The 23275-nt window shown below is 46.6% G+C and carries 19 protein-coding genes; 16 read left to right on the top strand and 3 right to left on the bottom strand.

The window, feature by feature from the left end; genetic code table 11:
* The first annotated feature begins 102 nt into the window (after window positions 1-102).
* The 6 genes from Q0230_RS11430 (at window position 103) to Q0230_RS11405 (ending at window position 7514) form a co-directional block, all read left to right on the top strand.
* Window positions 103-855, top strand: coding sequence for an electron transfer flavoprotein subunit beta/FixA family protein (locus tag Q0230_RS11430; protein WP_298610167.1), 753 nt, complete (start codon window positions 103-105; stop codon window positions 853-855).
* A gap of 17 nt (window positions 856-872) precedes the next feature.
* Complete coding sequence (locus Q0230_RS11425; protein WP_298610166.1) at window positions 873-1799, top strand: FAD-binding protein; 927 nt, start codon at window positions 873-875, stop codon at window positions 1797-1799.
* Between the two features lie 16 nt (window positions 1800-1815).
* Window positions 1816-3480: an electron transfer flavoprotein-ubiquinone oxidoreductase gene (locus tag Q0230_RS11420; RefSeq protein ID WP_298610165.1), complete on the top strand. Its 1665-nt coding sequence runs from the start codon at window positions 1816-1818 to the stop codon at window positions 3478-3480.
* A 191-nt stretch (window positions 3481-3671) separates the two neighbouring features.
* Window positions 3672-5315 carry a long-chain-fatty-acid--CoA ligase gene (locus Q0230_RS11415; protein WP_298610163.1) on the top strand — a complete coding sequence of 548 codons (1644 nt, stop codon included), beginning with the start codon at window positions 3672-3674 and terminating at the stop codon, window positions 5313-5315.
* 18 nt (window positions 5316-5333) lie between these two features.
* Window positions 5334-7091, top strand: a complete 1758-nt coding sequence (locus tag Q0230_RS11410; protein ID WP_298610162.1) for an acyl-CoA dehydrogenase — start codon at window positions 5334-5336, stop codon at window positions 7089-7091.
* Between the two features lie 9 nt (window positions 7092-7100).
* On the top strand, window positions 7101-7514 hold the full coding sequence (locus Q0230_RS11405) for a MaoC family dehydratase (protein ID WP_298610161.1): 414 nt from the start codon (window positions 7101-7103) through the stop codon (window positions 7512-7514).
* A gap of 49 nt (window positions 7515-7563) precedes the next feature.
* Here the strand turns inward: Q0230_RS11405 and Q0230_RS11400 are convergent, their stop codons facing one another.
* Window positions 7564-7902 carry a cystatin domain-containing protein gene (locus Q0230_RS11400; RefSeq protein WP_298610160.1) on the bottom strand — a complete coding sequence of 113 codons (339 nt, stop codon included), beginning with the start codon at window positions 7900-7902 and terminating at the stop codon, window positions 7564-7566.
* A gap of 279 nt (window positions 7903-8181) precedes the next feature.
* Between Q0230_RS11400 and Q0230_RS11395 the strand changes: the two genes are divergently transcribed.
* Window positions 8182-8781 carry a Uma2 family endonuclease gene (locus Q0230_RS11395; protein WP_298610159.1) on the top strand — a complete coding sequence of 200 codons (600 nt, stop codon included), beginning with the start codon at window positions 8182-8184 and terminating at the stop codon, window positions 8779-8781.
* An 88-nt stretch (window positions 8782-8869) separates the two neighbouring features.
* On the opposite strand, the gene Q0230_RS11390 is transcribed toward Q0230_RS11395, so the two are convergent.
* Window positions 8870-9733 (bottom strand): LysR family transcriptional regulator, encoded by an 864-nt coding sequence (locus Q0230_RS11390; RefSeq protein WP_298610158.1) that lies wholly within the window; start codon window positions 9731-9733, stop codon window positions 8870-8872.
* 102 nt (window positions 9734-9835) lie between these two features.
* Here Q0230_RS11390 and leuC point away from each other — a divergent pair, with 102 nt between their 5' ends.
* The 8 genes from leuC (at window position 9836) to Q0230_RS11350 (ending at window position 21958) form a co-directional block, all read left to right on the top strand.
* Window positions 9836-11239, top strand: coding sequence for a 3-isopropylmalate dehydratase large subunit (gene leuC, locus Q0230_RS11385; RefSeq protein WP_298610157.1), 1404 nt, complete (start codon window positions 9836-9838; stop codon window positions 11237-11239).
* A 13-nt stretch (window positions 11240-11252) separates the two neighbouring features.
* Entirely contained in the window at window positions 11253-11399 is a 147-nt protein-coding gene (locus tag Q0230_RS11380) for an entericidin A/B family lipoprotein (protein ID WP_298610156.1), read from the top strand.
* 11 nt (window positions 11400-11410) lie between these two features.
* Window positions 11411-12049, top strand: coding sequence for a 3-isopropylmalate dehydratase small subunit (gene leuD / locus Q0230_RS11375; RefSeq protein WP_298610155.1), 639 nt, complete (start codon window positions 11411-11413; stop codon window positions 12047-12049).
* A gap of 9 nt (window positions 12050-12058) precedes the next feature.
* The gene (leuB, locus tag Q0230_RS11370) at window positions 12059-13138 is read left to right on the top strand and encodes a 3-isopropylmalate dehydrogenase (RefSeq protein ID WP_298610154.1); all 1080 of its coding nucleotides are present in this window, start codon (window positions 12059-12061) and stop codon (window positions 13136-13138) included.
* Between the two features lie 96 nt (window positions 13139-13234).
* Window positions 13235-14254, top strand: a complete 1020-nt coding sequence (locus tag Q0230_RS11365; RefSeq protein WP_298610153.1) for an aspartate-semialdehyde dehydrogenase — start codon at window positions 13235-13237, stop codon at window positions 14252-14254.
* Window positions 14255-14504: 250 nt separating this feature from the next.
* Window positions 14505-18107, top strand: coding sequence for a FimV/HubP family polar landmark protein (locus tag Q0230_RS11360; protein ID WP_298610152.1), 3603 nt, complete (start codon window positions 14505-14507; stop codon window positions 18105-18107).
* 62 nt (window positions 18108-18169) lie between these two features.
* Window positions 18170-18955, top strand: coding sequence for a tRNA pseudouridine(38-40) synthase TruA (gene truA, locus Q0230_RS11355; RefSeq protein ID WP_298610151.1), 786 nt, complete (start codon window positions 18170-18172; stop codon window positions 18953-18955).
* 243 nt (window positions 18956-19198) lie between these two features.
* Window positions 19199-21958 carry an SdrD B-like domain-containing protein gene (locus Q0230_RS11350; RefSeq protein ID WP_298610150.1) on the top strand — a complete coding sequence of 920 codons (2760 nt, stop codon included), beginning with the start codon at window positions 19199-19201 and terminating at the stop codon, window positions 21956-21958.
* A gap of 43 nt (window positions 21959-22001) precedes the next feature.
* On the opposite strand, the gene Q0230_RS11345 is transcribed toward Q0230_RS11350, so the two are convergent.
* The gene (locus tag Q0230_RS11345) at window positions 22002-22526 is read right to left on the bottom strand and encodes a hypothetical protein (protein WP_298610149.1); all 525 of its coding nucleotides are present in this window, start codon (window positions 22524-22526) and stop codon (window positions 22002-22004) included.
* A 163-nt stretch (window positions 22527-22689) separates the two neighbouring features.
* Between Q0230_RS11345 and Q0230_RS11340 the strand changes: the two genes are divergently transcribed.
* A complete protein-coding gene (locus tag Q0230_RS11340; RefSeq protein WP_298610148.1) occupies window positions 22690-23217 on the top strand; it encodes an NUDIX hydrolase in 528 nt (175 codons plus the stop codon).
* Window positions 23218-23275: the final 58 nt, after the last annotated feature.

The raw sequence follows: 23275 nt of genomic DNA, 5'->3' as shown, positions 1-23275 counted from the left end.
AGGGTTGGTTTTGATCTGATTGTGGCAAGAGAGAGGTCGCAACCAGTTAAATGGCTTGGTCAGTTCGGATTGAAGGTCAATTAAATTTAAAGGTTAGCTAAGATGAAGATATTGGTAGCAGTCAAGCGCGTCATTGATTACAGCGTCAAAGTACGCGTGAAAGCGGACAACAGTAATGTTGATCTGACGAATGTAAAAATGTCGCTAAACCCGTTTTGCGAAATCGCTGTGGAAGAAGCATTGCGTTTACGTGAAGCTGGCAAAGCTACCGAAGTGGTCATCGTCTCTATCGGTGCTAAAGCCGCACAAGATCAAATCCGGACTGCACTAGCGATGGGTGCGGATCGTGGGATTTTCATTGATGCCGGTGATACAGATTTAAATTCTTTAGGCATTGCTAAGTTACTGGCTAAAGTGGTGCAAGATGAGCAGCCCGGTCTAGTCATTTTAGGTAAGCAAGCGATTGATTCGGACAACAACCAAACAGGTCAAATGCTGGCTGCACTTTGTGGTTATCCACAAGCGACTTTTGCCTCTAAAGTAGTGGTTGATGGTGGTAGTGCTACAGTGACTCGTGAAATCGATGGGGGTTTACAAACGCTGCAATTAACGCTGCCTGCCGTGGTAACAGCTGATTTACGTTTGAATGAACCCCGTTATGTCAAACTGCCTGATATTATGAAAGCTAAGAAAAAGCCTTTAGCGGTGACTAGCCCAGCGGAAATGGGCGTGAATGTCGCCAATACTATCACTTTAGTTCGTGTCGATGCGCCAGCTGAGCGTAGTGCAGGGATTAAAGTGGACAGTGTCGATGCCTTAATCGATGCACTGAAAAACAAAGCTAAAGTCATTTAAGGGAGAGGAGAGAGAGCATGAGTAATTTAGTTATTGCCGAACACGACAACCAGAATTTAAAAGCGTCTACTCTTAATACCATTACTGCGGCGAGTAAAATTGGTGGTGACATTGAGGTATTAGTCGTAGGTAGCAATTGCCAAGCAGTCGCGCAAGCGGCGGCGGCAGTGGCGGGTGTGTCCAAGGTACGAGTGGCCGACAATGCCGCTTATGAGCATCAATTAGCCGAAAATACAGCGCAATTGGTGGCTGCTTTAGCACCTGCCTATAGCCATTTATTAGCTCCTGCGACACCTGCAGGTAAGAACTTAATGCCACGAGTGGCAGCACTGTTGGATGTGAATCAACTCACTGACATTATGGCAGTGGTTAGCCCAGATACCTTCAAGCGTCCAATCTATGCGGGAAATGCAATTGCTACGGTGCAAAGCAGTGACAAGATTAAAGTCATGTCAGTGCGGATTACAGCTTTTGATGCAGCCTCAACCGGTGGCAGTGCTGCGATTGAAGCGGTGAATGAAGTCTTTACAGCAGACAAAACCAAATTCATCGGCGAAGAAGTTGCCAAGTCGGATCGTCCAGAATTGACCTCTGCGAAGATTGTGGTTTCCGGTGGTCGTGGTGTGGGGTCTGCAGATAATTTCAAGATTATCTATGCCTTAGCCGATAAATTGGGTGCAGCCGTAGGTGCAAGCCGTGCTGCGGTGGACGCAGGCTTTGTACCCAATGATATGCAGGTTGGCCAAACCGGTAAGGTAGTTGCACCTGAGGTGTATGTCGCTATCGGTATCTCGGGTGCGATTCAGCACTTAGCGGGCATGAAGGATTCAAAAGTGATTGTAGCGATCAACAAAGACCCAGAAGCACCGATTTTCCAAGTCGCCGATTATGGTTTAGTCGCTGATTTATTTGCGGCTGTGCCAGAAATGACTGGCAAACTCTAAGTTTAGGTAGGCATAGATGGATACTACCGAGATTGAACGCGACTCGATGGAGTTCGATGTAGTGATCGTCGGAGCGGGGCCTTCGGGTTTAGCTTCGGCCTGTCGCTTAATGCAGTTAGCCAAGGAACATCACCAAGAGCTAACGGTTTGCTTAGTGGAAAAAGGTTCTGAAGTTGGCGCACATATTCTGTCGGGCGCAGTCATTGAGAGCCGTGCGATTGAAGAGCTCTTTCCGAATTGGAAGGAGCTGGGCGCCCCGTTAAATGTGCCGGTCAAACGCGACGAGCTGTATTTGCTGCGGAGTGAAACCGCTTCGGTCAAAATCCCGAATGCTTTCATTCCTGCCACTATGCATAACGAAGGTAATTATGTCGTAAGCCTTGGCAATGTTTGCCGCTGGTTAGCGGAACAGGCTGAGAGCTTGGGCGTTGAAGTATTTCCTGGATTTACTGCTAGCCAATTGCTCTTCAATGAGGATGGTAGTGTAGCGGGGATTATTACTGGCGATATGGGTGTGGGTGTTGATGGCGAAGCCAAAGACAGCTATACGCCCGGCATGGAGCTACGGGCGAAATACACCATCTTCGCTGAAGGTTGCCGTGGTCATTTAGGCAAGCAGCTGTATAGCAAATTCCAGTTGGATGCCGATGCTGATGCGCAGCATTACGGGATTGGGATTAAAGAGCTGTGGGATATTGATCCGAGCAAACACGAAGAAGGTTTAGTTATTCATGGTTCGGGTTGGCCGTTAGGTGGTGGCACGAGTGGCGGTTTCTTCCTGTATCACAGTGAAAATAACCAAGCTGTGGTTGGCCTCATTGTCGATCTGAACTATAGCAATCCTTATGTCAGCCCCTTCGATGAATTCCAGCGCATGAAGCATAATCCACTGATTGCACAGTATTTAGAAGGTGGTAAGCGTGTGGCTTATGGCGCCCGGGCGATTGCCAAAGGCGGCTTTAATGCTTTACCCAAAATGCATTTCCCCGGCGGTTTATTAGTCGGTTGCAATGCTGGTACGCTGAACTTCGCAAAAATTAAAGGCACGCATACCGCCATGAAAAGCGGCATGTTAGCGGCTGAAGAGATTTTTGCAGCCTTGCAAACTGGGGATACCGGCGGCAAAGATTTGGCTGGCTATGACGAACGTTTCCAAAACTCTTGGGTGTATGAAGAGTTAAAAGCTAGTCGTAATTTCGGGCCTGCTTTGCATAAATTTGGTTCCTTGATCGGTGGTGCTTTTAACTTCATCGACCAGAATATTTTTGGTGGTAAGCTGCCAGTGACCTTGCGTGATGATCACCCTGATTACGCACAAATGCGTCCAGCCAGTGAGTTCTCGCGGATTGAATATCCCAAACCCGATGGCAAATTGAGCTTCGATAAATTGAGTTCAGTATTTTTATCGAATACCAATCATGATGAAGATCAGCCTTGCCATTTACGTTTAACCGATCCTTCGCTTCCGATTAGCAAAAACCTGCCTTTATACGATGAACCTGCACAGCGTTATTGCCCAGCCGGTGTGTATGAAGTCTTGGGTGAGGGTGCAGAGGCACGCTTCCAGATCAATGCGCAAAACTGCGTACACTGCAAAACCTGTGATATTAAAGACCCTTCGCAAAATATTACTTGGGTAACTCCTGAAGGTGGCGGTGGCCCGAATTATCCGAATATGTAGTCGGGTTTAGCTAAATCAGAGTGGTAGTTAAGACTGCCACTTTGAGCTAGCAAGTCCTAATCGCCTTGGCCTAGTGATGGGATAAAAACAGCAAGACGTGGATAGGTAGATAACGGAGGAGTGAAAAAGCTTAGATAACAAGCGCAGTGCATTTGCGCCCAAAAGCCCAGTTAGCTTGGAGGAGATAATTTATGTTAGGCCAAATGATGCAAAGACCCTTGCTCATCAGTTCCTTATTGGAACATGCGGAGCGTTACCACGGGGCAACCGAAATTATTTCCGTCAATACCAGTGGCGGAAAAACCAGAACACAGTGGGCAAGCGTTGGAAAACGTGCCCGTCAGTTAGCCAGCCAATTAGCACAAATGGGTATCCAAGCCGGCGAATGTTGCGCCACTTTGGCTTGGAATAATCATCGCCACTTAGAAATTTATTTTGGAGTTTCCAGCAGTGGGCGGGTTTGTCATACCATCAATCCACGTCTGTTTCCTGCACAACTTCAATATATTATTAATCATGCTCAAGATCAGGTGCTATTTTTTGATAAAACCTTCCTGCCGTTGATTGTGGGTTTGCGTGGGCAATTACCGAGTATCAAAGCCTATGTATTGCTGGATGCAGCGGATGAAGAAGTCAAAACCCAGTTACCTAATGTGTTGTTTTATGAAGAGTTGATCGGCGCAGGTGATAGTCATTACCAGTGGCCGGATTTAGATGAAAATGCTGCCTCTAGCTTATGTTATACCTCAGGGACAACAGGCGATCCGAAGGGTGTTTTGTATTCGCATCGCTCCACGGTCTTACATTCGCTAGGGGTGAGTTTGCCAGATAGTTTGAATATTTCTGCGCGCGACTGTGTGATGCCGGTTGTGCCAATGTTTCATGTGAATGCTTGGGGGATTCCCTATGCAGCTGCCTTGACGGGCGCAAGTTTGGTTATGCCGGGGCCAGGTTTAGATGGTGCGAGCTTACTGAAACTGATTGATGAAGAGCAGGTTACGGTTGCTTTAGGTGTACCCACCATTTGGCAAGGCCTGTTAGGGGCAATTGAAAAGTCGGGTTCACAAGTACCGAGTTTGAAGCGCACTGTTGTGGGAGGCGCTGCTTGCCCACCTTCGATGATGGCTAAATTCCGCGAGTATGGCGTTGAGACTATTCATGCTTGGGGCATGACGGAGTTGAGTCCAGTCGGTACAGTGAATGCACTCTTACATAAGCATGAAAGCCTGCCCGTTGAAGCGCAACAGCAACTGCGTTTGAGTCAAGGCCGCCCGGTGTTTGGGATGGAGTTACGCTTGACCAATGATGAAGGTGAAGTGCTTGAACATGATGGTAAATCCCAAGGCAATTTGCAGTGTCGTGGGCATTGGGTGGTGGACACTTATTTCCATGCCGAGCATAACGCTTTAGAGGATGGTTGGTTCTCAACGGGTGATGTTGCCACCATTGATGCGGATGGCTATATGAGTATTCGTGACCGCTCGAAAGATATAATCAAATCGGGTGGTGAATGGATCAGTACCGTAGAGCTAGAGAATATTGCGATAGCACATCCTGATTTAATAGGTGCGGCGGCGATTGCGGCTAAACATGAAAAATGGGATGAGCGTCCCTTATTAATTGCAGTACGCCGTGAAGGTCGTGAAGTGTCTGCGGCGGAAGTATTAGCCTTTTTCGATGGAAAAATAGCGAAGTGGCAAATCCCGGATGATGTGATTTTTGTGGAAGCTTTGCCACTGAATGGAACCGGTAAGTTAATGAAAAATAAGCTTAGAGAGCAGTATGGCGAGTATTTATTGCAAAAAACTGCTGATTCTAAGCCAAGTACGATGTGAAATCCTAAGGAGTTTGAAATGAGTTATACCCATCCCTATCAGGATGCTGATTTTGTCCTGCGGCATGTAGTGAAGTTTGATGAACTATGTGCGGATGCGGGGCTAGACGAAGCTAATATGGATCTGGCCGTCGCTGTGCTTGAAGAAGCGGGCAAAATGGGCAGTGAAGTGCTGGCTCCCTTAAACTGGAGTGGTGATCAGGCGGGTATAAGTCTGGGCGAAAATGGTGTGCAAGAAGCGCCGGGGTTTAAAGAGGCTTATCAGCAGTTCGCAGAAGCGGGTTGGCTTTCTTTGGGTGCAGAAGAAGAATTTGGTGGGCAAGGTCTGCCCAATGTGCTGAATACGGCGGTGAATGAGATTTGGCAGTCGGCGAATATCTCGTTTGCACTCTGCCCCATGCTGAGTATGGGCGCGATGGAAAGTATTGGACATCATGCGAGCCACGAATTGCAGTCTGCCTATTTACCTAAAATGGCGAGCGGTGAATGGACGGGAACGATGAACCTGACCGAGCCAGATGCAGGCTCTGATTTAGCAGCGGTAAAAACCCGTGCAGTACCGAATGGTGATCATTATCTGATCACGGGTCAGAAGATTTTCATTACTTGGGGTGATCATCAAATGACCGAGAATATCGTCCATTTGGTGTTAGCACGTTTACCCGATGCACCGGCTGGGGTGAAAGGGATTTCGCTATTTGTAGTACCCAAGTTCTTATTAGAGAGCAACGAACGCAATGCAGCGCACTGTTTATCGGTAGAACATAAGCTGGGTATCCATGCTAGCCCAACTTGCGTCATGGAGTTTAAAGACGCAATTGGTTATATCGTCGGTGAACCAAACAAAGGCTTATCCTATATGTTCACCATGATGAACCATGCGCGCCAAGCAGTAGGCTTACAAGGTTTGTCGATTTCTGAGCGGGCTTATCAACAAGCACGGGTATTTGCGCGCGAACGTTTGCAAGGCACCCGTCGGGATGGTTCACGGATTCCAATCATTGAGCATCCGGATGTACGCCGGATGTTGATGCTGATGCGTGCTAGCTGCGAGGCGATGCGCGCCTTAGCTTTAGTCGCAGCGGCTGAAGTGGATCGTGCTAAACATGCCTCCGATGCCGATACAAAAGCTAAACATGCAGCTCGAGTGGAATTACTCACCCCGATTGTAAAAGGCTGGTTGACGGATTTATCCCAAGAAATGACCTACCTGAATGTGCAGATTCATGGTGGGATGGGCTTCATTGAGGAAACTGGCGCAGCGCAACATTATCGGGATGCACGCATTCTGACCATCTATGAAGGTACAACAGGCATTCAAGCCCTCGACTTTATTGGGCGTAAAACCCTCAGTGACCAGGGCGCTGCTCTAGGTTTATATCTAGCAGAAATGCAAGCGACGGCCGAAGAATTACGTGCTGCTAACCATTTGCCAGCGAGTATTATTGATGGCTTAGAGTCTGCCATTGAGCGCGGTGTGATGGCGCGTGAGTGGCTGTTAAAATCAGCGCCTGCGGATGCGAATTTAGCGGGTAGTGCTAGCGTGAATTTCTTGATGCTATTTGGCTATTTAAGCGGTGGCTGGTTAATGGCGAAAGAAGCAGCGGTTGCCCAAGCTCAACTCGCAGCCGGTGAAGGTGATATTCAGTTCCTAAAGAACAAACTGATTACCGCTCAGTTCTACGCAGAGCATTTATTGCCACGTACCCAAGTTCACTTAACAGCGATGTTAGCGGGCAGTGAAACCATTATGGGCTTAGCAGAAGACGCATTTTAGGAGAGCAAGATGCATAGAACTTTTCAAGTGGGTGATAAAGCTTCGCGCAAACGCATTTTCACCGATGCTGATGTGCATCAATTTGCGGATTTAGTCGGTGACCATAATCCAGTGCATTTGGATGCAGAGTTTGCAGCAGGTACACAATTCAAAGCGCAGATTGCACACGGTATGTTGGTTGGTAGCCTATTTACCGGCGTGTTGGGCGAAGAATTGCCAGGGCCAGGTTCGATTTATATGGCACAAAATCTCAGCTTCAAAGCGCCCGTTTATTTGGGGCAAGAAGTGACGGCGACGGTGGAAGTGACCAGTATTCGTGAAGGCAAGGGTATCGTGAGTTTTGATACCACTGTGACGGATCAAGAGGGTAAGGTCTTGGTAAAAGGCGATTCGGTGATGTATGTGCCTTGGTTGAAGGCTTAATACGATAAAAGGCTACCCCTCCAAACTCCGAGGGGTAAGCCAAAAACAATTATTTCTGCGTCAAACTCATATTGCCCTGCAAATCTTTATACACCACGACTTGTGGTTTAGTGCCATCTTGTAGCTCTAGGCTCATTTTGTAATTCATCCCTGCCACCACTTGCTGTTCAGCCTTGGTTACTTTAGTCAAAATACTACCTAAAGCTTGCGCGGCGAACTGAGCGGCAGTTTGCACTTCTGCATCATTGACATCCACAGCAGAGTAGCCACCTACCATTTGTGGTGGAGCTGGAGTGCTGGGCTGTGGAGCGGCCGAGCTTGAATCTGTGTTACAAGCAGCTAATAAACAACTGGTCACAAAAATAAAACTAACAGCTAGTTTTTTCATACATTTTTCCTTGTGAGTAAAAGTCTTATCTAAGCTATAGATTTGCACACTTGTCAAGCTGCTTGGTTCTCTTTGTCCTGTGGATGATTTCTGTTATTAATGCAGCATCTGTATTGACCCAGCGCCAAGGCCGCGTAAGCCGCAGCAGGCGCGTTACGGATTAGCGCTAGCAAGCGGCTTACGCAGCCTTGGCGCTGGGAGTGCAGGGGGGGGAATCCCCCTACAAGCTGAATCTGCGGTATACTGAACAAAGAACTCTGACTTGATGTAGGCTTATTTATGCACTCCAATCTTGCCCACACACCAATAATCAGTGAAGGGGATTATCTCACTGCTGAAGCGCTTTCCACCGATAAGCACGAATACCTCAACGGCTGGGTCTACCCACTGCATTGGAATCCCATCACTAATATGGCAGGCGCAAGCGATGCACATGTCAAAGTGACTGGGAATGTGCATTACGCTTTCAAAACCCATTTGCGCGGCAAAGGTTGTGGCCTATATGCTTCCGATATGCGTGTCAAAGTGAATGCGAAAGACAAAGCTTATTTTTATCCTGATGTCATGGTGACTTGTGACCCTGCAGATCAAAGCCGCGATACCATGAAAGAAGCACCCATTCTAATTGTTGAAGTGCTCTCACCTAGTACTAAGGATTATGATAAAGGTGGCAAGTTTGATGTCTACCGCTTGCTTAGCAGTCTTCGTGAATATGTGCTGGTTGACCCCAGCGAGTATTTAGTGGAAATCTTCCGTTTGAATCAACATCAGCGTTGGGAGTTATTTAGTTTTGCGGGGGCGGCTAGTTTGGTTGAGTTTGCGAGTATTGGTTTAACTGTGCCCATGCTTGAGCTGTATGACGATGTGGTGTTTGGTTAAAGAAACAACCCCTCCCAGCCTCCCCTTGTCAGGGGAGGCTGGGAGGGGTTGAAAACAGTTTGCTGAATTTATAAAAGAAAATTTATCGTTAAGCACCCTCCAATATCCCCAACATCCCCCGCGCCGCATTAGACAGCGTGCGCTTACGATGCGTAATCACCCCTAACTCACGCTGTAATTTCAAAGGCGTGTCCACGATCACCAATTTTTCATCTAATAAAGTATGCGGCAGCAGCGACCAGCCAAAGCCTGCGCTCACTAGCATTTTTAAAGTTTCCAAATAATTGGTGCTGACATACACATTCAGTTGATTTTCCAAACTAGCTAAAGCTTGGCTAATAATTTGATAGGTGTAGGTATCTTTGCTGGGTAAAACACAGCGGTGCTGCACGAGTTCTGTCAACGAGACTTTACCCTTTTGGCTTAACGTTTGCTGTGGGCTAGTGACGATATGGAGTTGATCCGTCCAAATCACTTCGGCTTGGAGTTGTTCCGGCAGCTCATTCGGTAAGGTGGCAATCGCTAATTCTAGTTCACCGCGTTCGACCGCTTGGCAGGCTTGTTCGGAGGCGACAAAGCGTAAGTCGAGTTGTACCGCAGGATAGCGCTGGTTGAATTCACTTAAAGCAGGTGGCAAGCGGTGCAAACCAATATGATGGCTCGTGCCCATGGTCAAAGCGCCCTGTACATTGCCGGAAAGGTTGGAGGCGAGGCGACGAATATCTTCCAGCTCAGTGCGCAAGGCTTGCACACGGGGCAAGAGGGCGCGACCTGCTTCGGTTAAAGTGACTTTACGATTGATACGATTAAACAGGGTAGTACCGAGTTCTGCCTCAAGCGCGCTAATGCGTTTGCTAATCGCCGGTTGGCTAATGAATAAGGCATCAGCGGCTAGTGAAAAGGATTGGTAACGTGCCACTTCGGCGAAGGCAATCAGTGCGTGTAAGTCCATTTTTGTATTCTAATCAAGAATACATTAGATGAAAAATATGAATTTTATTTATCAAAGGGCTGATGATATTCTGCACTGCATCAACATTCCAAGGAGATCCCTGTGGCTGGAAAAACCCTCTACGATAAAGTCTGGGATGCGCATGTGGTGCGGCAAGAAGCCGACGGTACTTGTTTACTGTATATCGACCGCCACTTGGTGCATGAAGTCACCTCCCCGCAAGCCTTTGAAGGCTTGAAAATGGCCAAGCGTCAACCGTGGCGTACAGCTTCGATGGTTGCTGTACCCGATCATAATATTCCTACCAAAGATTTAGATCAGGGCATCACTGACCCCGTGTCGCGTCTGCAAGTCGAAACCTTGCATGAAAATTGCCGTGATTTTGGCGTAACCGAATTTAATATCGGTGATCCGCGCCAAGGCATTGTGCATGTGATGGGGCCAGAGCAGGGCGCGATTTTACCCGGTATGACGGTGGTTTGTGGTGATTCGCATACTTCGACGCACGGTGCGCTGGGTGCTTTAGCACATGGCATTGGTACTTCTGAAGTTGAGCACGTCATGGCGACCCAATGCTTAATTCAGAAAAAAATGAAAAACATGCGCGTCAATGTCAATGGCAAAGTGGGTAAAGGTGTCACTGCAAAAGACATCGTGCTGGCGATTATTGGCGAAATCGGTACTGCGGGCGGTACCGGTTATGCGATTGAATTTGCGGGTGAAGCGATTCGCGATCTGAGCATTGAAGGGCGCATGACGGTCTGCAATATGGCCATCGAAGGTGGCGCGCGTGCGGGCATGATTGCCGTAGATGACACGACGCTTGAGTATGTCAAAGGCCGCCCCTATGCACCTAAAGCGGAGCAATGGGAAGCAGCAGTCAGTGCATGGCGCGATTTGCATTCTGATGCGGATGCTGTGTTTGACTATGAAGTAAATTTAGATGCAGCTAGTATTAAGCCGCAAGTCACTTGGGGTACTTCACCAGAGATGGTGTTAGCGGTGGATGGTATCGTGCCTGACCCTGCCAAGGAAGCCGATCCAGTAAAAGCAAATAGTATTCGTGCCGCGCTCAAATACATGGGCTTGGAAGCAAATACGCCAATTGATCAAGTACAAGTTGATAAAGTTTTCATCGGTTCCTGTACTAATTCACGTATAGAAGACTTACGTGCAGCAGCAGAGGTAGCCAAAGGACGTAAACTAGCTTCTAATATCAAGTTGGCAATGGTCGTTCCGGGGTCGGGTTTAGTCAAACGCCAAGCTGAGCAGGAAGGTTTAGATAAAATTTTCTTGGCAGCAGGCTTTGAATGGCGTGAGCCGGGTTGCTCCATGTGCCTTGCAATGAATGCAGACCGTTTGGAGCCGGGCGAGCGTTGCGCTTCTACGTCTAATCGTAACTTTGAAGGTCGCCAAGGGCAGGGCGGTCGGACGCATTTAGTCAGTCCAGCAATGGCTGCGGCTGCGGCTGTCACTGGACATTTTGTCGATGTTCGTCAGTTATAAAAGGAGACAACTCATGAAAAAACTACTCGCTATCGCCTGCTTAATCCCGTTCTTGATGACTTTATCAGCTTGCAACACCATTGCCGGTGCTGGCAAAGACGTAGCTAAAGCCGGTAAAGCTATCGAGAAAGAAGCGAAAGACACCAAGAAAAAAATGTAATGGAGTGATTCATGGAAAAGTTTACTGTCCATACTGGGTTGGTTGTGCCCTTGGATCGGGCGAATGTCGATACCGATGCGATTATTCCGAAGCAGTATTTAAAGTCGATTAAACGCACAGGCTTTGGCCCGACCTTATTTGATGATTGGCGTTATACAGAGCCGGGTGAACCCGGAATGGATCACAGTAAACGTGCCGTGAATCAAGACTTCGTGCTCAATTTCCCGCGCTATGCGGGCGCTTCAATCCTCATAGCGCGGGAAAATTTTGGCTGCGGCTCGTCGCGCGAGCATGCAGTCTGGGCTTTAGATGATTATGGGATTCGTGCCGTTATTGCGCCGAGCTTTGCAGATATTTTCTTTAACAATAGTTTCAAAAGTGGTCTGCTGCCAATTTACTTGGATGCCTCGATTGTCGATCGTTTATTCAAAGAAGTGGAAGCCAATCAAGGTTATCAATTAACGATTGATTTAGCCGCACAACATGTCATTACACCCAGCGGTGAAAAACTCGCTTTTGAGATTGATGCCTTCCGCAAGTTCTGTTTATTGAATGGTTTGGATGATATTGGTCTGACTTTACAGCATGCCAGTGATATTCAAGCTTATGAGTCCAAGCGCAAACAAACTGCGCCTTGGTTGTTTAATTAGAGGTTTACTATGACAAAGAAAATTCTTGTTCTGCCTGGTGACGGTATTGGGCCAGAAATCGTTGCTGAAGCCATGAAAGTGCTGAAGGTATTTGCGCAAGAAGGCAGCTTAAAGATGGAGTCTGAGTACGCGAATATTGGCGGAGCAGGCTACGATGCAGAAGGTAAACCTTATCCAGAAAGTACACAAAAGCTCGCTAAAGTAGCGGATGCGATTCTGCTCGGTGCTGTCGGTGGCCCGCAATATGACACGATTGATCGTCCCTTGCGTCCAGAGCGCGGTTTATTAGCGATTCGTTCTGATTTGGGGCTATATGCGAATTTGCGCCCTGCGATTCTGTATGAAGAATTAGCTAGCGCTTCCTCCCTCAAGCCCGAGTTAGTTGCCAATCTAGACATTATGATTGTGCGCGAATTGACCGGTGATATTTACTTCGGGCAACCACGCGGCATCGAGACGTTACCCAATGGTGAGCGCCGTGGTTTTAATACGATGGTTTATACCGAGTCTGAAATCGAGCGCATTGGGCGCACGGCTTTCGATACCGCAATGAAACGTGGCAAGAAACTTTGCTCAGTGGATAAAGCCAATGTGCTGGAAGCGACTGAATTATGGCGCGAAGTGATGATTCGTATCGGTAAAGATTACCCCGAAGTCGAATTAAGCCATATGTATGTCGATAATGCAGCCATGCAATTGGTACGCGCACCGAAGCAATTCGATGTCATGGTGACGGGTAATATCTTCGGCGATATTCTTTCCGATGCAGCTGCGATGTTGACCGGCTCGATTGGCATGTTGCCATCGGCCTCGTTGAATAAATCCGGCGTAGGTATGTATGAGCCGATTCATGGTTCAGCCCCTGACATCGCAGGCAAAGGTATTGCCAATCCCTTAGCAACGATTTTATCGGTGGCCATGTTGCTGCGTTATAGCTTGAATCAGCCAGAATTAGCAGCACGCGTTGAAGCAGCAGTGAAGAAGGTCTTAGCACAAGGCTTCCGCACGGGCGATATTTATACAGAGGGTTGTGAAAAAGTTGGCACTGCGGCAATGGGCGATGCAGTTGTTGCAGCTTTACGCACCTAAATTGTAATTTTTCGCTATAATAAATATCTGTAGTAAAGCCCTCAGTCTCGTTTTTGCAACCGGCGAGCTGGGGGCGTTTTTTTTGAGGATAATGAAATGACTAAAACCTATGATATTGCTGTGGTGGGCGCGACAGGGCTGGTGGGTGAAACCCTACTAACTCTGCTGGCTGAGCGCAATTTCCCAGTAGGCCAAGTCTATGCTTTAGCCAGTGAAAATTCATTCGGTAAAGAAATTGAATTTGGGCGCAAAACTCTGGATGTTGAAGAGTTAGCCGAGTTTGATTTTTCCAAAGTGCAATTGGCATTTTTTGCAGTACCTGCTGCGATAGCGGCTGAGTACATACCGGTAGCTACTCAAGCAGGTTGTGTTGTGATTGATAATTCCACCCACTATCGGGAGGATGCCAAGGTTCCATTAGTGATTCCTGAAATCAATCCAGAAGCAATAGCAGGTTATAAAAACAAAAATATCATCGCTAGTCCGGGTAGTTCCACCATTCAGCTGTCACTGGCTTTAAAGCCTATCTTAGATGTCGTTAAGCTTACACATATTCAGGTGTTTGCTTGCGAGGCAGTATCTGAATCAGGCCGTAGAGCCGTTGATGAATTAGCAGGGCAAACTGCGAGTTTATTAAGTGGTCGACCGGTTGAATCAAAGATTTTTGCAAAACAGATGGCCTTCAATCTTTTGCCACAAGTGGGTGATGTAATAGAACAAGGCCATACTGCACAAGAAACACGCTTGCTGAAGGAAACACGTCAAGTATTAGTTAAGCCTGATTTACCCCTAAGTCCGACAGTGATTCGTGCCCCGGTGTTTTTCGGAACAGCGCTTGAAGTGTATATTGAAACGGAAGCTCCATTGCCGCTCACCCAATTAAAGTCTGTATTAGAAAATGCTAAAGGCTTAGAGGTGTTTGCGGAAGAGGGTGATTATCCTACTCCTGTAGTGGAAGCTGCTAATAATGATTCCGTGTATGTAGGTCGTCTTCGTGCTGATTTAACGCAGTCGAATGGTCTGCATTTGTGGTTAGTGAGCGATAATGTCCGTAAAGGGGCTGCACTGAATAGTGTGCAGATTGCGGAATTACTCGTGCATGCTGGTTTAAAGTGAAGCTTATCGGTTAATTCAGCACAAATTAATTCGATCCTGTAACAATAAGGCGAAACAGAAAGCTCTTACCAACTTGGTGAGGGTGCTTGCTGGCTTTGGGAAAGATTGCTTGCTGTAAAGCACTGATATATAGTTGAATGCTAACAATACCAATAAATCACTATTCATCCAGAATTCTAAATCTAAGGGCTGACGCAAACTCAGGGGATGAACAGAGATGCAACCGTTGCACTAGTAAAGGGGAATCGCAGTGAAAAAACAGGCTCTAAGTATAGCCGTGATGATCGCGGGTGCATATCCTGCGGCGTCGAACGCGCTGAGTCTTGGCGATATCGAGTCAAACTCCAACCTGAATCAACCACTGCGCGCTAAGATCGAACTACTCGCTGCTGGTGCGCAGGATGCAAAGCAGTTACAGGTTCGCTTAGCACCCGCTAGCGTGTTCAACCGTGTTGGTATTGAGCGCCCAGCTTTTTTAGATAGCCTACGCTTTTCTACCAGTGTGCAGAATGGCAAGCCTGTTATTCTTGTTAGCTCAGATAAACCTATCACTGAGCCATTTGTTAATTTCCTATTGGAGGTTAATTGGCCACAAGGGCAGTTGCTAAAAGAATATACGGTCATGTTAGATCCACCGGTTCTGATGCAACCAGGCAATACGGTTGCAGGTAATGAAGCTGCAGTCCGGGCTGAGCCGCGGGCTAATGGTACCGTGAATCGTCCAGCTCCTGTTGCACCAGTACAGCCAGAACCTGAGTTAGTGGCTGATGCCCAAGAACCTGTGCAAGCTGCAGTTCCACAAACAGCGCGTCAAGTGCGGGTGCAACAACAGCCACGTCGTGCTGCACCGAATCGTCAAGCTAGTCAACAGCGTGCAGCCGCACCTGCTCAAGCTGGCAGTCGTACTTATCGTGTACGTGCGGGTGATACGCTCTTCAAAGTTGCTAGCCAATTAAGTCAGCCTGGTACAAATATCGATCAAATGATGATGGCTTTGTATCGTGCTAATCCACAAGCCTTCATCGACGGCAATATCAATGGTTTGAAATCGGGTGTCAGTTTAAAAGCACCAGCAGCCCGTAGTGCTAAGTCGGTTAGTCGTGCTGAAGCGCGCCGCCAAGTTCGCCAGCATTATGTGGATTGGAAGAAAATCCAAACTAATGAACTAGCAAAATCAGGTGGTTCTGAAGCGCCTGCCAGAGAGCGTCCAGCGAATCGTCCAACAAATGATAATGCACGTTTAGAGGTTTTAGGCAATAAGCAGAAAGCTAATGGCAATGAGCCAGTGGTCGCTGGAGCAGGTAAAGAGCGCTTGGCAGATTTAGAAAAAGAACTGTCTTTAGCCCGTGAGTCTTTATCTAGCCAACAACGCGAAAACACCGATCTCAAGTCACGAGTTGACGAATTAGAAGCGATGTTGCGTAAGAAAAATCGTTTGATTACCTTACGTGATGAGCAATTGGCTGAGCTACAAAAATCCATGAAGGGTGGCAAACCAGTTGCAGGTCAAACACCGACGACTGAAGCTAATCTTGAGCCAAATACTGCTGAACCTAAACCTGCAGAGCCTAAGCCAGCTGAACCGATTGCGACACAACCAGAGTCAACTACGTCGACTACGCCGCTGATTAATGGGCAAGTTCCGCAGCCTCAACCGAATCCAGATTCACCAACTGCCCAAGCAAATGGTAGCGATATTCAGAATTATTTAGGTAATGCCACCAATAATAATGAAGTCGTGCGGACTAATCCTGAGCAGCAACAAGCTGGCATGCAAAATGGCCAAACTAATGCGGCTATGACGCCAGCCGAACGTGCAGCGGCGGCAGCAGCAGCGCTGAATGGTAACTTAAATCCTAATGCGCAAAACGGTAGTAATTTACCGAATGGTAATTTGCCTGATCCTACTCAGCCTAATCCGGCACAATCAGGTACAGCACTGAATCCAGCTAATCCGGTAAATCCAGCGCAGCCAGATCCACAAGCGACTGCACCGCAGCCTGTACAGCCAACACCTGCTCCACCGCCTACAGAAGTAAAACCAAAACCTGCTGAGCCTGTTAAGCCTGCTCAATCACCTTTTGTCGATGCACAAGGTGGCAATGATTTAATGAGCATGTTGACTTCGCCCTTAGCGTGGAAGATTGGTGCGGGTGCTTTACTGTCCTTATTGTTGTTAGCCTTGTTGGCAAGATTCTTGGGTAAACGTAAATCTAAGCCAGCACGCGAACCTGAGTTTAATGAAGCTCAATTTGGCTTAGATGATGATATTCCACCGGTACATGCGAAGAATAATACAGGTGGTGTTGATTTCTCTGACCTAGGTAAAGAGCTAGATAAGGCTGAACAAAAACGTCCAAGTTTTGATGAGCTAGATGATGATCCATTTGGGGTTAATTTAGGTAATACTCATCAGGGTAGTAAAGCTGAGCCGCTGAGCACTGCTGTGGCTAAAAATGATCAGTCTGAAGATGAAGACGAAGTTTTAATGGAGGCTAATGTCTATATCGCTTACGGTCTGCATCAACAAGCTGAAAGTGAGTTGAAAAAAGCTTTAGAGAAACATCCAGAGCGTTTGGAATACCGCCACAAGCTTCTAGAAAACTACTTTGCTGCCAATAATCGTGAAGCTTTTGATGAGCAAGCACAGATTTTTGCGAATAGCCGCAATGCAGATCGTCAAGGTAAGTTGTGGAAAGATGTGATGACTTGGGGTGCAAAAATTAGCCCTGACAACTCACTCTATAGCAATGGTGCTTCAAGTGGCTTAGGTAAAATAGCCGCTGGTGGTGCAGCCATCGGTGCCGCAGTTGCTGGGGTTGCAGGTTTAGCAGCGCGTGATGTCCAAGCTGATGAACAGGCAGCTGATTTGAGCTTTAATGCACCTGTGGAGGATAAGGTAAGCTTAAAAGATGATTTAGCGGCAGCGCTAAATGCTCTAGAGGATGATGAGCTTAGCAGTGATTCTAAACAGGATGACTTTGATTTCAATTTAGATGATTTCGATAATGAGTTGAATACTAAGTCAAATTTAGCAACTAGTAGCAATGATACTGGCTTTGCTAAAGCAGGGCGTCAAAATTTCCAAGAAGCGGAAACTGCGTTATTAGCGGATGATGATCTAGATTTCAACCTAGATGATTTAGTTGGTAGCTCAGCGACTGAACAAAAGCCTGCTTCAAGCCATGATCTGAATACCCAGGATGATTTGGATTTAGATGGTTTAAGCTTTGATGAGCCGCTTGATTTAGATCAGCCATTAACTGTTGCAGCTAAAGCACCAGAGCCAGCGATGGATGATCTCGATAATATGCTGGATATGGACTTTGACGAGCTGACCAAAACGGTCGATGCGCCCAAAGTCACTTCAGCGGCAGATGAGTTGGATGATGGCAATCTGCTTGATTTCGATTTAGATCAACTGACGATGGATGATGAGCCAACTTCTGCGACTGGCAAAGCAGCTTTAGCAGCAACTGGTTTGGCGGCTGCAGCTGCTACTACCACCAAAGCTGCTGATAATGTAACCAGTTTGAACCTGCATTTGGATAAAGATACGGGGATTAAGAAAATCCTACCTCAGGATACTTTCTACACAGCTCCAGACGCAGTGCCTGCTAATCCAGATGATGATTGGTTAGGTGATATTGATGAGGCTTTGTCTTTCCTCGATATGCCAGAAGAAGAGTTAGACCTGCATGAAGCACATATCAGCACGAAGTTAGATCTTGCACGTGCTTATTTAGATATGGGTGATATTGAAGGTGCGCGCTCTACCCTAGAAGAGGTCATGGTTGAAGGGAATGACAATCAGCGTCGTGAGGCTGAAACCTTGTTGCATCAAACTGGTTGAGACTTCAGTGCAGAATCGCTATAAAGGCCGACTTGTTCGGCCTTTTGCTTATTGACGTCCTAATGAAATTAGCTGCTTGTGTAGAATATGATGGAACCGCATTTTGCGGCTGGCAACGTTTAAGCCATGCGAGTACCGTCCAAACTTCGGTTGAGAAGGCCCTTTCAGAAGTGGCTAATGAAAAGATTGATGTCATCTGTGCAGGGCGTACCGATAGCGGTGTGCATGCCAATGGGCAGGTCATTCATTTTGAAACGAGTGCTGAGCGGCCTATGCGTGGCTGGTTATTTGGTTCGAATGTCAAACTACCGGATGGTATTGCTTTGCGTTGGGTGCAGCCAGTTGCAGATGATTTTCATGCCCGCTTTTCAGCAATTTCACGACGCTATCGCTATGTGATCCAAAACCGTTGGGCTAAACCTGCGATTTTAAAAAATAAGGTGGCTTGGTATCACCATGCTTTAGATGCCGACGCGATGCACTTAGCTGCTCAGGCTTTAGTCGGTGAACATGATTTTTCTAGTTTCCGTGCATCGGGCTGTCAGGCCACTCATGCGCGCCGCGAAATTCGTAGCCTGCAAGTCAGTCGCCAAGACGATTTCATTTATATCGACATTGTCGCCAATGCTTTTCTGCATCATATGGTACGGAATATTGTGGGTTCTTTGCTTGAAGTGGGGAGTGGTGAACAAAAGATCGAGTGGATGGCTGAACTATTGGTTCAGCGTGACCGCACTTTGGCTGGGATGACAGCCGCCGCCTCCGGTTTGTATTTTGTCTATGTGGAATATCCTGCGCATTTTGGTTTGCCTGCCCATTATAGCCTACCTGAGTTTGCTATAAGCTAAACGACCAGCCGTTTATAAATAGATCTAAACAGGAGTCTTAAAGTTTCATTCAGATTACATTCTAAATACACCTGTTATTTTCTTGGGCTTGGCAGCACACCCAAATAAAAATAGATAGTGGATTGCCAGCTAATACCACCCATAGGTAGGTATATTTACAAGTGTAAAGGTATAGATTGAATACTCTCTGATTTGTTTGGGCTTTTAAAAACATAAACTATTACTAGCTGCTGTTGGAAGATAATGAAAAGAAAAATAGGTTTACAGCTGATACTGGGGTATTTACTACTAGGTGGAGTTGCAGTTCAAGCAGATATTTCTGGCCAAGTTTTTACTGACTACAACTTAAATGGTAATTTAGATAAGAGCGGCACAATCCGAAACTTCGCTGATAATATGTCGATTAGCACCGCAGTCGACCAAGGTGTCAGTGGAGTGAGCGTGCAAGCAACCTGTGTTACCAGCAGTGGCTCTAGCAACTTTAGTGCAGTTAGTGATGCCCAAGGACAATTTACTATTGCCACCCCCAATGCCATAGATGGAGCACAGAACTGCTTACTGAATCTAAGTGGTCTAGCTACTGATTATACGGTAGGTTCGCAAAGTACAGGCGATGCGAATGTACTGACTCAATTCGTTAGTCCCAACGCCAGCAATGTGCAATTTACGGTTAAAAAGAGCTTAAGCTATTGCCAGAATAATCCAGACTTAGCTACCAGTCGCTATGCCTATGGGCAGCAGACACCCAATGCTCCTTATGCAGGAAATAATAGCGTCACTAATATTTTCGCCTTCCCTTACAATAGTGGTACAGCCGGTGAGCCGAAAACCCAGCCCGCTGGCTTTAATGCACCCGTGTTAGCCAATGCAGATCCTGCAATTAACGATTTAGCCTTAGCGAAGGACGTAGGGAGCATTTTTGGTTTGGGTTGGCATGCAGCTTCCAAAAGTTTATTTGCAGCAGCCTACATGAAAGCATTTACTGGCTTTGGCCCTGGTGGAACAGGGGCAATCTACCGGATTGATGTCACTGACCCTAATAATCCAAGCACCAGTATTTATGCCGATTTAAATGCTATTTTTCCGACTATACCACCGGCTATACCCACAGCAGGGGCTGATCCTTATTTAACCGGTGTCTTTAGCAGCACTGACCCCGGTTATGTCCAAATTGCTGATGGTAGTGATAGCACCAAGCCTAAAGGTTCTTATGTTTCATCTGGTAATACAGAGCGCGATGGTCAACAACCGCAAATTTCAAGTGCAGTGGGTAAGACCGCTTTTGGTGACTTAGATGTCTCAAATGATGGCAAGTGGTTATATGTTACCAATATGGCAAATCGGAAACTCTATATCCTACCCTTACGTGATACACCCCTAACTGCTGCGGATGCTAGTTTAATTAGTAGTTATGATATTCCTACGCCTGCAGGCTGCGCATGGGGAAGATATTTAGTATTTGGCTTAGGGGAATACCAAAATAATTTATATGTCGGTAGCAGTTGCAGTATTGGTGGGGATAATGCCCATAATATTTTTCGCTTTGACTTAAACACGAAGCAATTTGACTCCGCGCCTATTGTTGGCTATACCTCACTAAGCCCGACTTTACCTACTATTGATCCTATCTCAATCAATCTAGGCTATGGTTACCAGAGCCTTGCCATCTCCGATATTGTGTTTGATAGCAAAGGTAATATGACGATTGCGACTCGCGCCGTATTTCCATATGACCCGGCCTATCACACAGATAAGACACTCAGTGCTGGTTATGGACAGGTGTTTCGTGCTTGTGTGCAAGATGCTGCTACTCATACATGGACACTGGAAAACAATGGCTCCTGTGGTGGCGTTACGACTAAGGGCGCAGGTGATGGACTAGGTCTAGGCGGAGGGCGCTATTTTTATCAAGAATGGCCAGCTGATCAGAATACTTCTTATCCAAATACAAGTTTTGGGGGGGCTGCCCAAGTACCTGGTTTCTTAGAAGCTGCACATACCGTAGCTGATCCTTTTAGTCTCTATCAAGGGGGAGTAGCTTGGTTAGATGTGGGCTTAGGTGATGTTGCAACAGCAGGACAACGTAAGCGCTCTTATGGTTTGTTTGGTGGTATTGGCCCCTTTGACAGCAGCTATCCTGACAACATGCCTATTAATGGTAAAAATGCCTCTTTAGGTGATCTAGAGGTTCTATGCGATACGCCACCTGTGGAAATCGGCAACCGTGTCTGGAAAGACACGAATGGCAATGGTCTACAAGATGAAGGTGAAGAACCGTTAGCCGGTGTTAAAGTTGAACTCTTTGCTGAAAAAGTGGATATTGATACTGTTACACCCTTAGCCACAGCCATTACCGATGCACAAGGGTATTACATCTTCTCCAATGACATGCGCGGTTATCCTACTAGCGGAAATAATGCGCCCAATGATACCACAGGAGCAGATGGTGGTTTTAATGTAGCCGATATCCAAGGCGGTCGCGCCAGTAGCACCAGCCATAAATTTGGCTTAAGCTCAGTTCAGCCTAATACCAACTATCAAGTCGTGATTCGGAATGCAGAAGGGGGTTCTCAACAAGCCCCTCTACAATCAATGTTGCTGACAACTACTAAACAAAACAGCAATGTAGAGCGTGATTCTGATGCTAGCTTATTAGGTGCTCATGCGATTAGCCAAATTACTACCACTGAAAGTACAAATGATCACTCTGTGGATTTTGGCTTTAAGGCACTATCTTTGGTGGATTTAGAGTTAAGCAAAACCATTGATAAGCCGATGGCTAAGCTAGGTGAAACGGTCATCTTCACCATAACCCTAAGTAATAACTCAGGAACTACTGCTAATGCGATTCAGGTAACTGACCTTTTACCTTCTCAATTAAGTTTAGTAACAGCAACTCCGGCAGTAGGTACTTTTGTGAATGGGGTTTGGAGCATTCCGTCTTTAGGGGGAAATAGTTCAACTACTTTAACTCTAGTCACCAGCGTTATTGCTAAACCCTAATAGTTGAGATTAAGTCAATCCTAGTTAAAATCCTGGCTGCTGTTTAAGTAGTCGGGATTTTTAGCTTCTGCACCGCAGCTTGTAAAACTTGTTCAATTTGCTGAAACGATTCAGGTTTCGGCGGTGCATCTGGGCGACTGAGATAGACTAATTGCTGCTCATTCTGACCTAAACGAATATCTAGTTTTTCACTATAAGCTCGCTCTGGGCTAGCTTGGCCTTGTGCAGTTTTTAGCGCAGCAGGTACAGCTTTGGCTTCTAGCAGTTTTTGTTCATTCACTAGATTACGCAAGGCCTTTTCCGTTTCTGCATCTAAAGGTGCAGTTACGGTTTTTAAATCGGCTTGAGTCCAGCAGGGCGTGCTTTTAAACCATTGAGCACAGCGGTTCTCAGTGTCTTCAAAATAGGTATAAGTCAGTTGTCCTTGTTCTAGCTTAATATCGGTATAGCTGCCTTCAGTACTAGTGAAGTAATGCAGGGCGAACTCTTCTTCCATCGGCAAGCGCTCACAAGCTGTCAGTAATAAAGCAACGATAGTGAAGCTGAGACTGATTGGCAGAAGTTTCATGGCAACGCATACCGTGGATAAAGCTAAAGTTATTGCTTAGAGTCTGTGGCAGATTTAATAGTTCGAGACAAATGTGTCTTTAACTAATGGATTTTCTAAGGATAAAGTTAGCAAAGCTGAAAACGCGCTAAAATGCAGACTACATTGGTGTTGAGGGTTGAATATGAAATTCTGTAGCGCTTGTGGAGCTAGCGTTAGTTTAAAAATTCCTGAAGGTGAAGATCGTCTGCGTCATGTCTGCACGGCTTGTGGCACGATTCATTATCAAAATCCCAAAATTATTACTGGCGTGATTGTTACACAGGGTGAGCAGATTTTATTGTGCCGCCGTGCCATTGAGCCGCGTTATGGTTTATGGACATATCCAGCAGGCTTTATGGAAAATGCGGAAACTTCAGCCCAAGCCGCCGCTCGTGAAGCTCAAGAGGAAGCACAAGTGGAGCTAACCAATCAACGTTTGTTTAGTGTGGTGGATGTGCCGCATGCGAATCATGTGCATGTGATTTATTGTGCAGAATTAGCTAATGAGGCTTATGGTGCTGGGGTTGAGAGTTTAGAAGTGCGCTTATTTCAGGAAGCAGAAATCCCTTGGAGTGAGTTAGCTTTCCAGTCGGTACAAAGAAATTTAGAACTATTTCTAGCGGATCGTCAACAAGGCAGACAACAAGTTCATCATATCCAGTTTGCTTGAAAAAGACCCTAGCCCGCAGGCTAGGGAATTTCAGTGAGAGCAAAGCTCATGCAAATGA

This window comes from uncultured Thiothrix sp., assembly GCF_937876535.1.
Taxonomy (GTDB): domain Bacteria; phylum Pseudomonadota; class Gammaproteobacteria; order Thiotrichales; family Thiotrichaceae; genus Thiolinea.
This window is presented reverse-complemented; position numbering and strand designations above follow the sequence as displayed.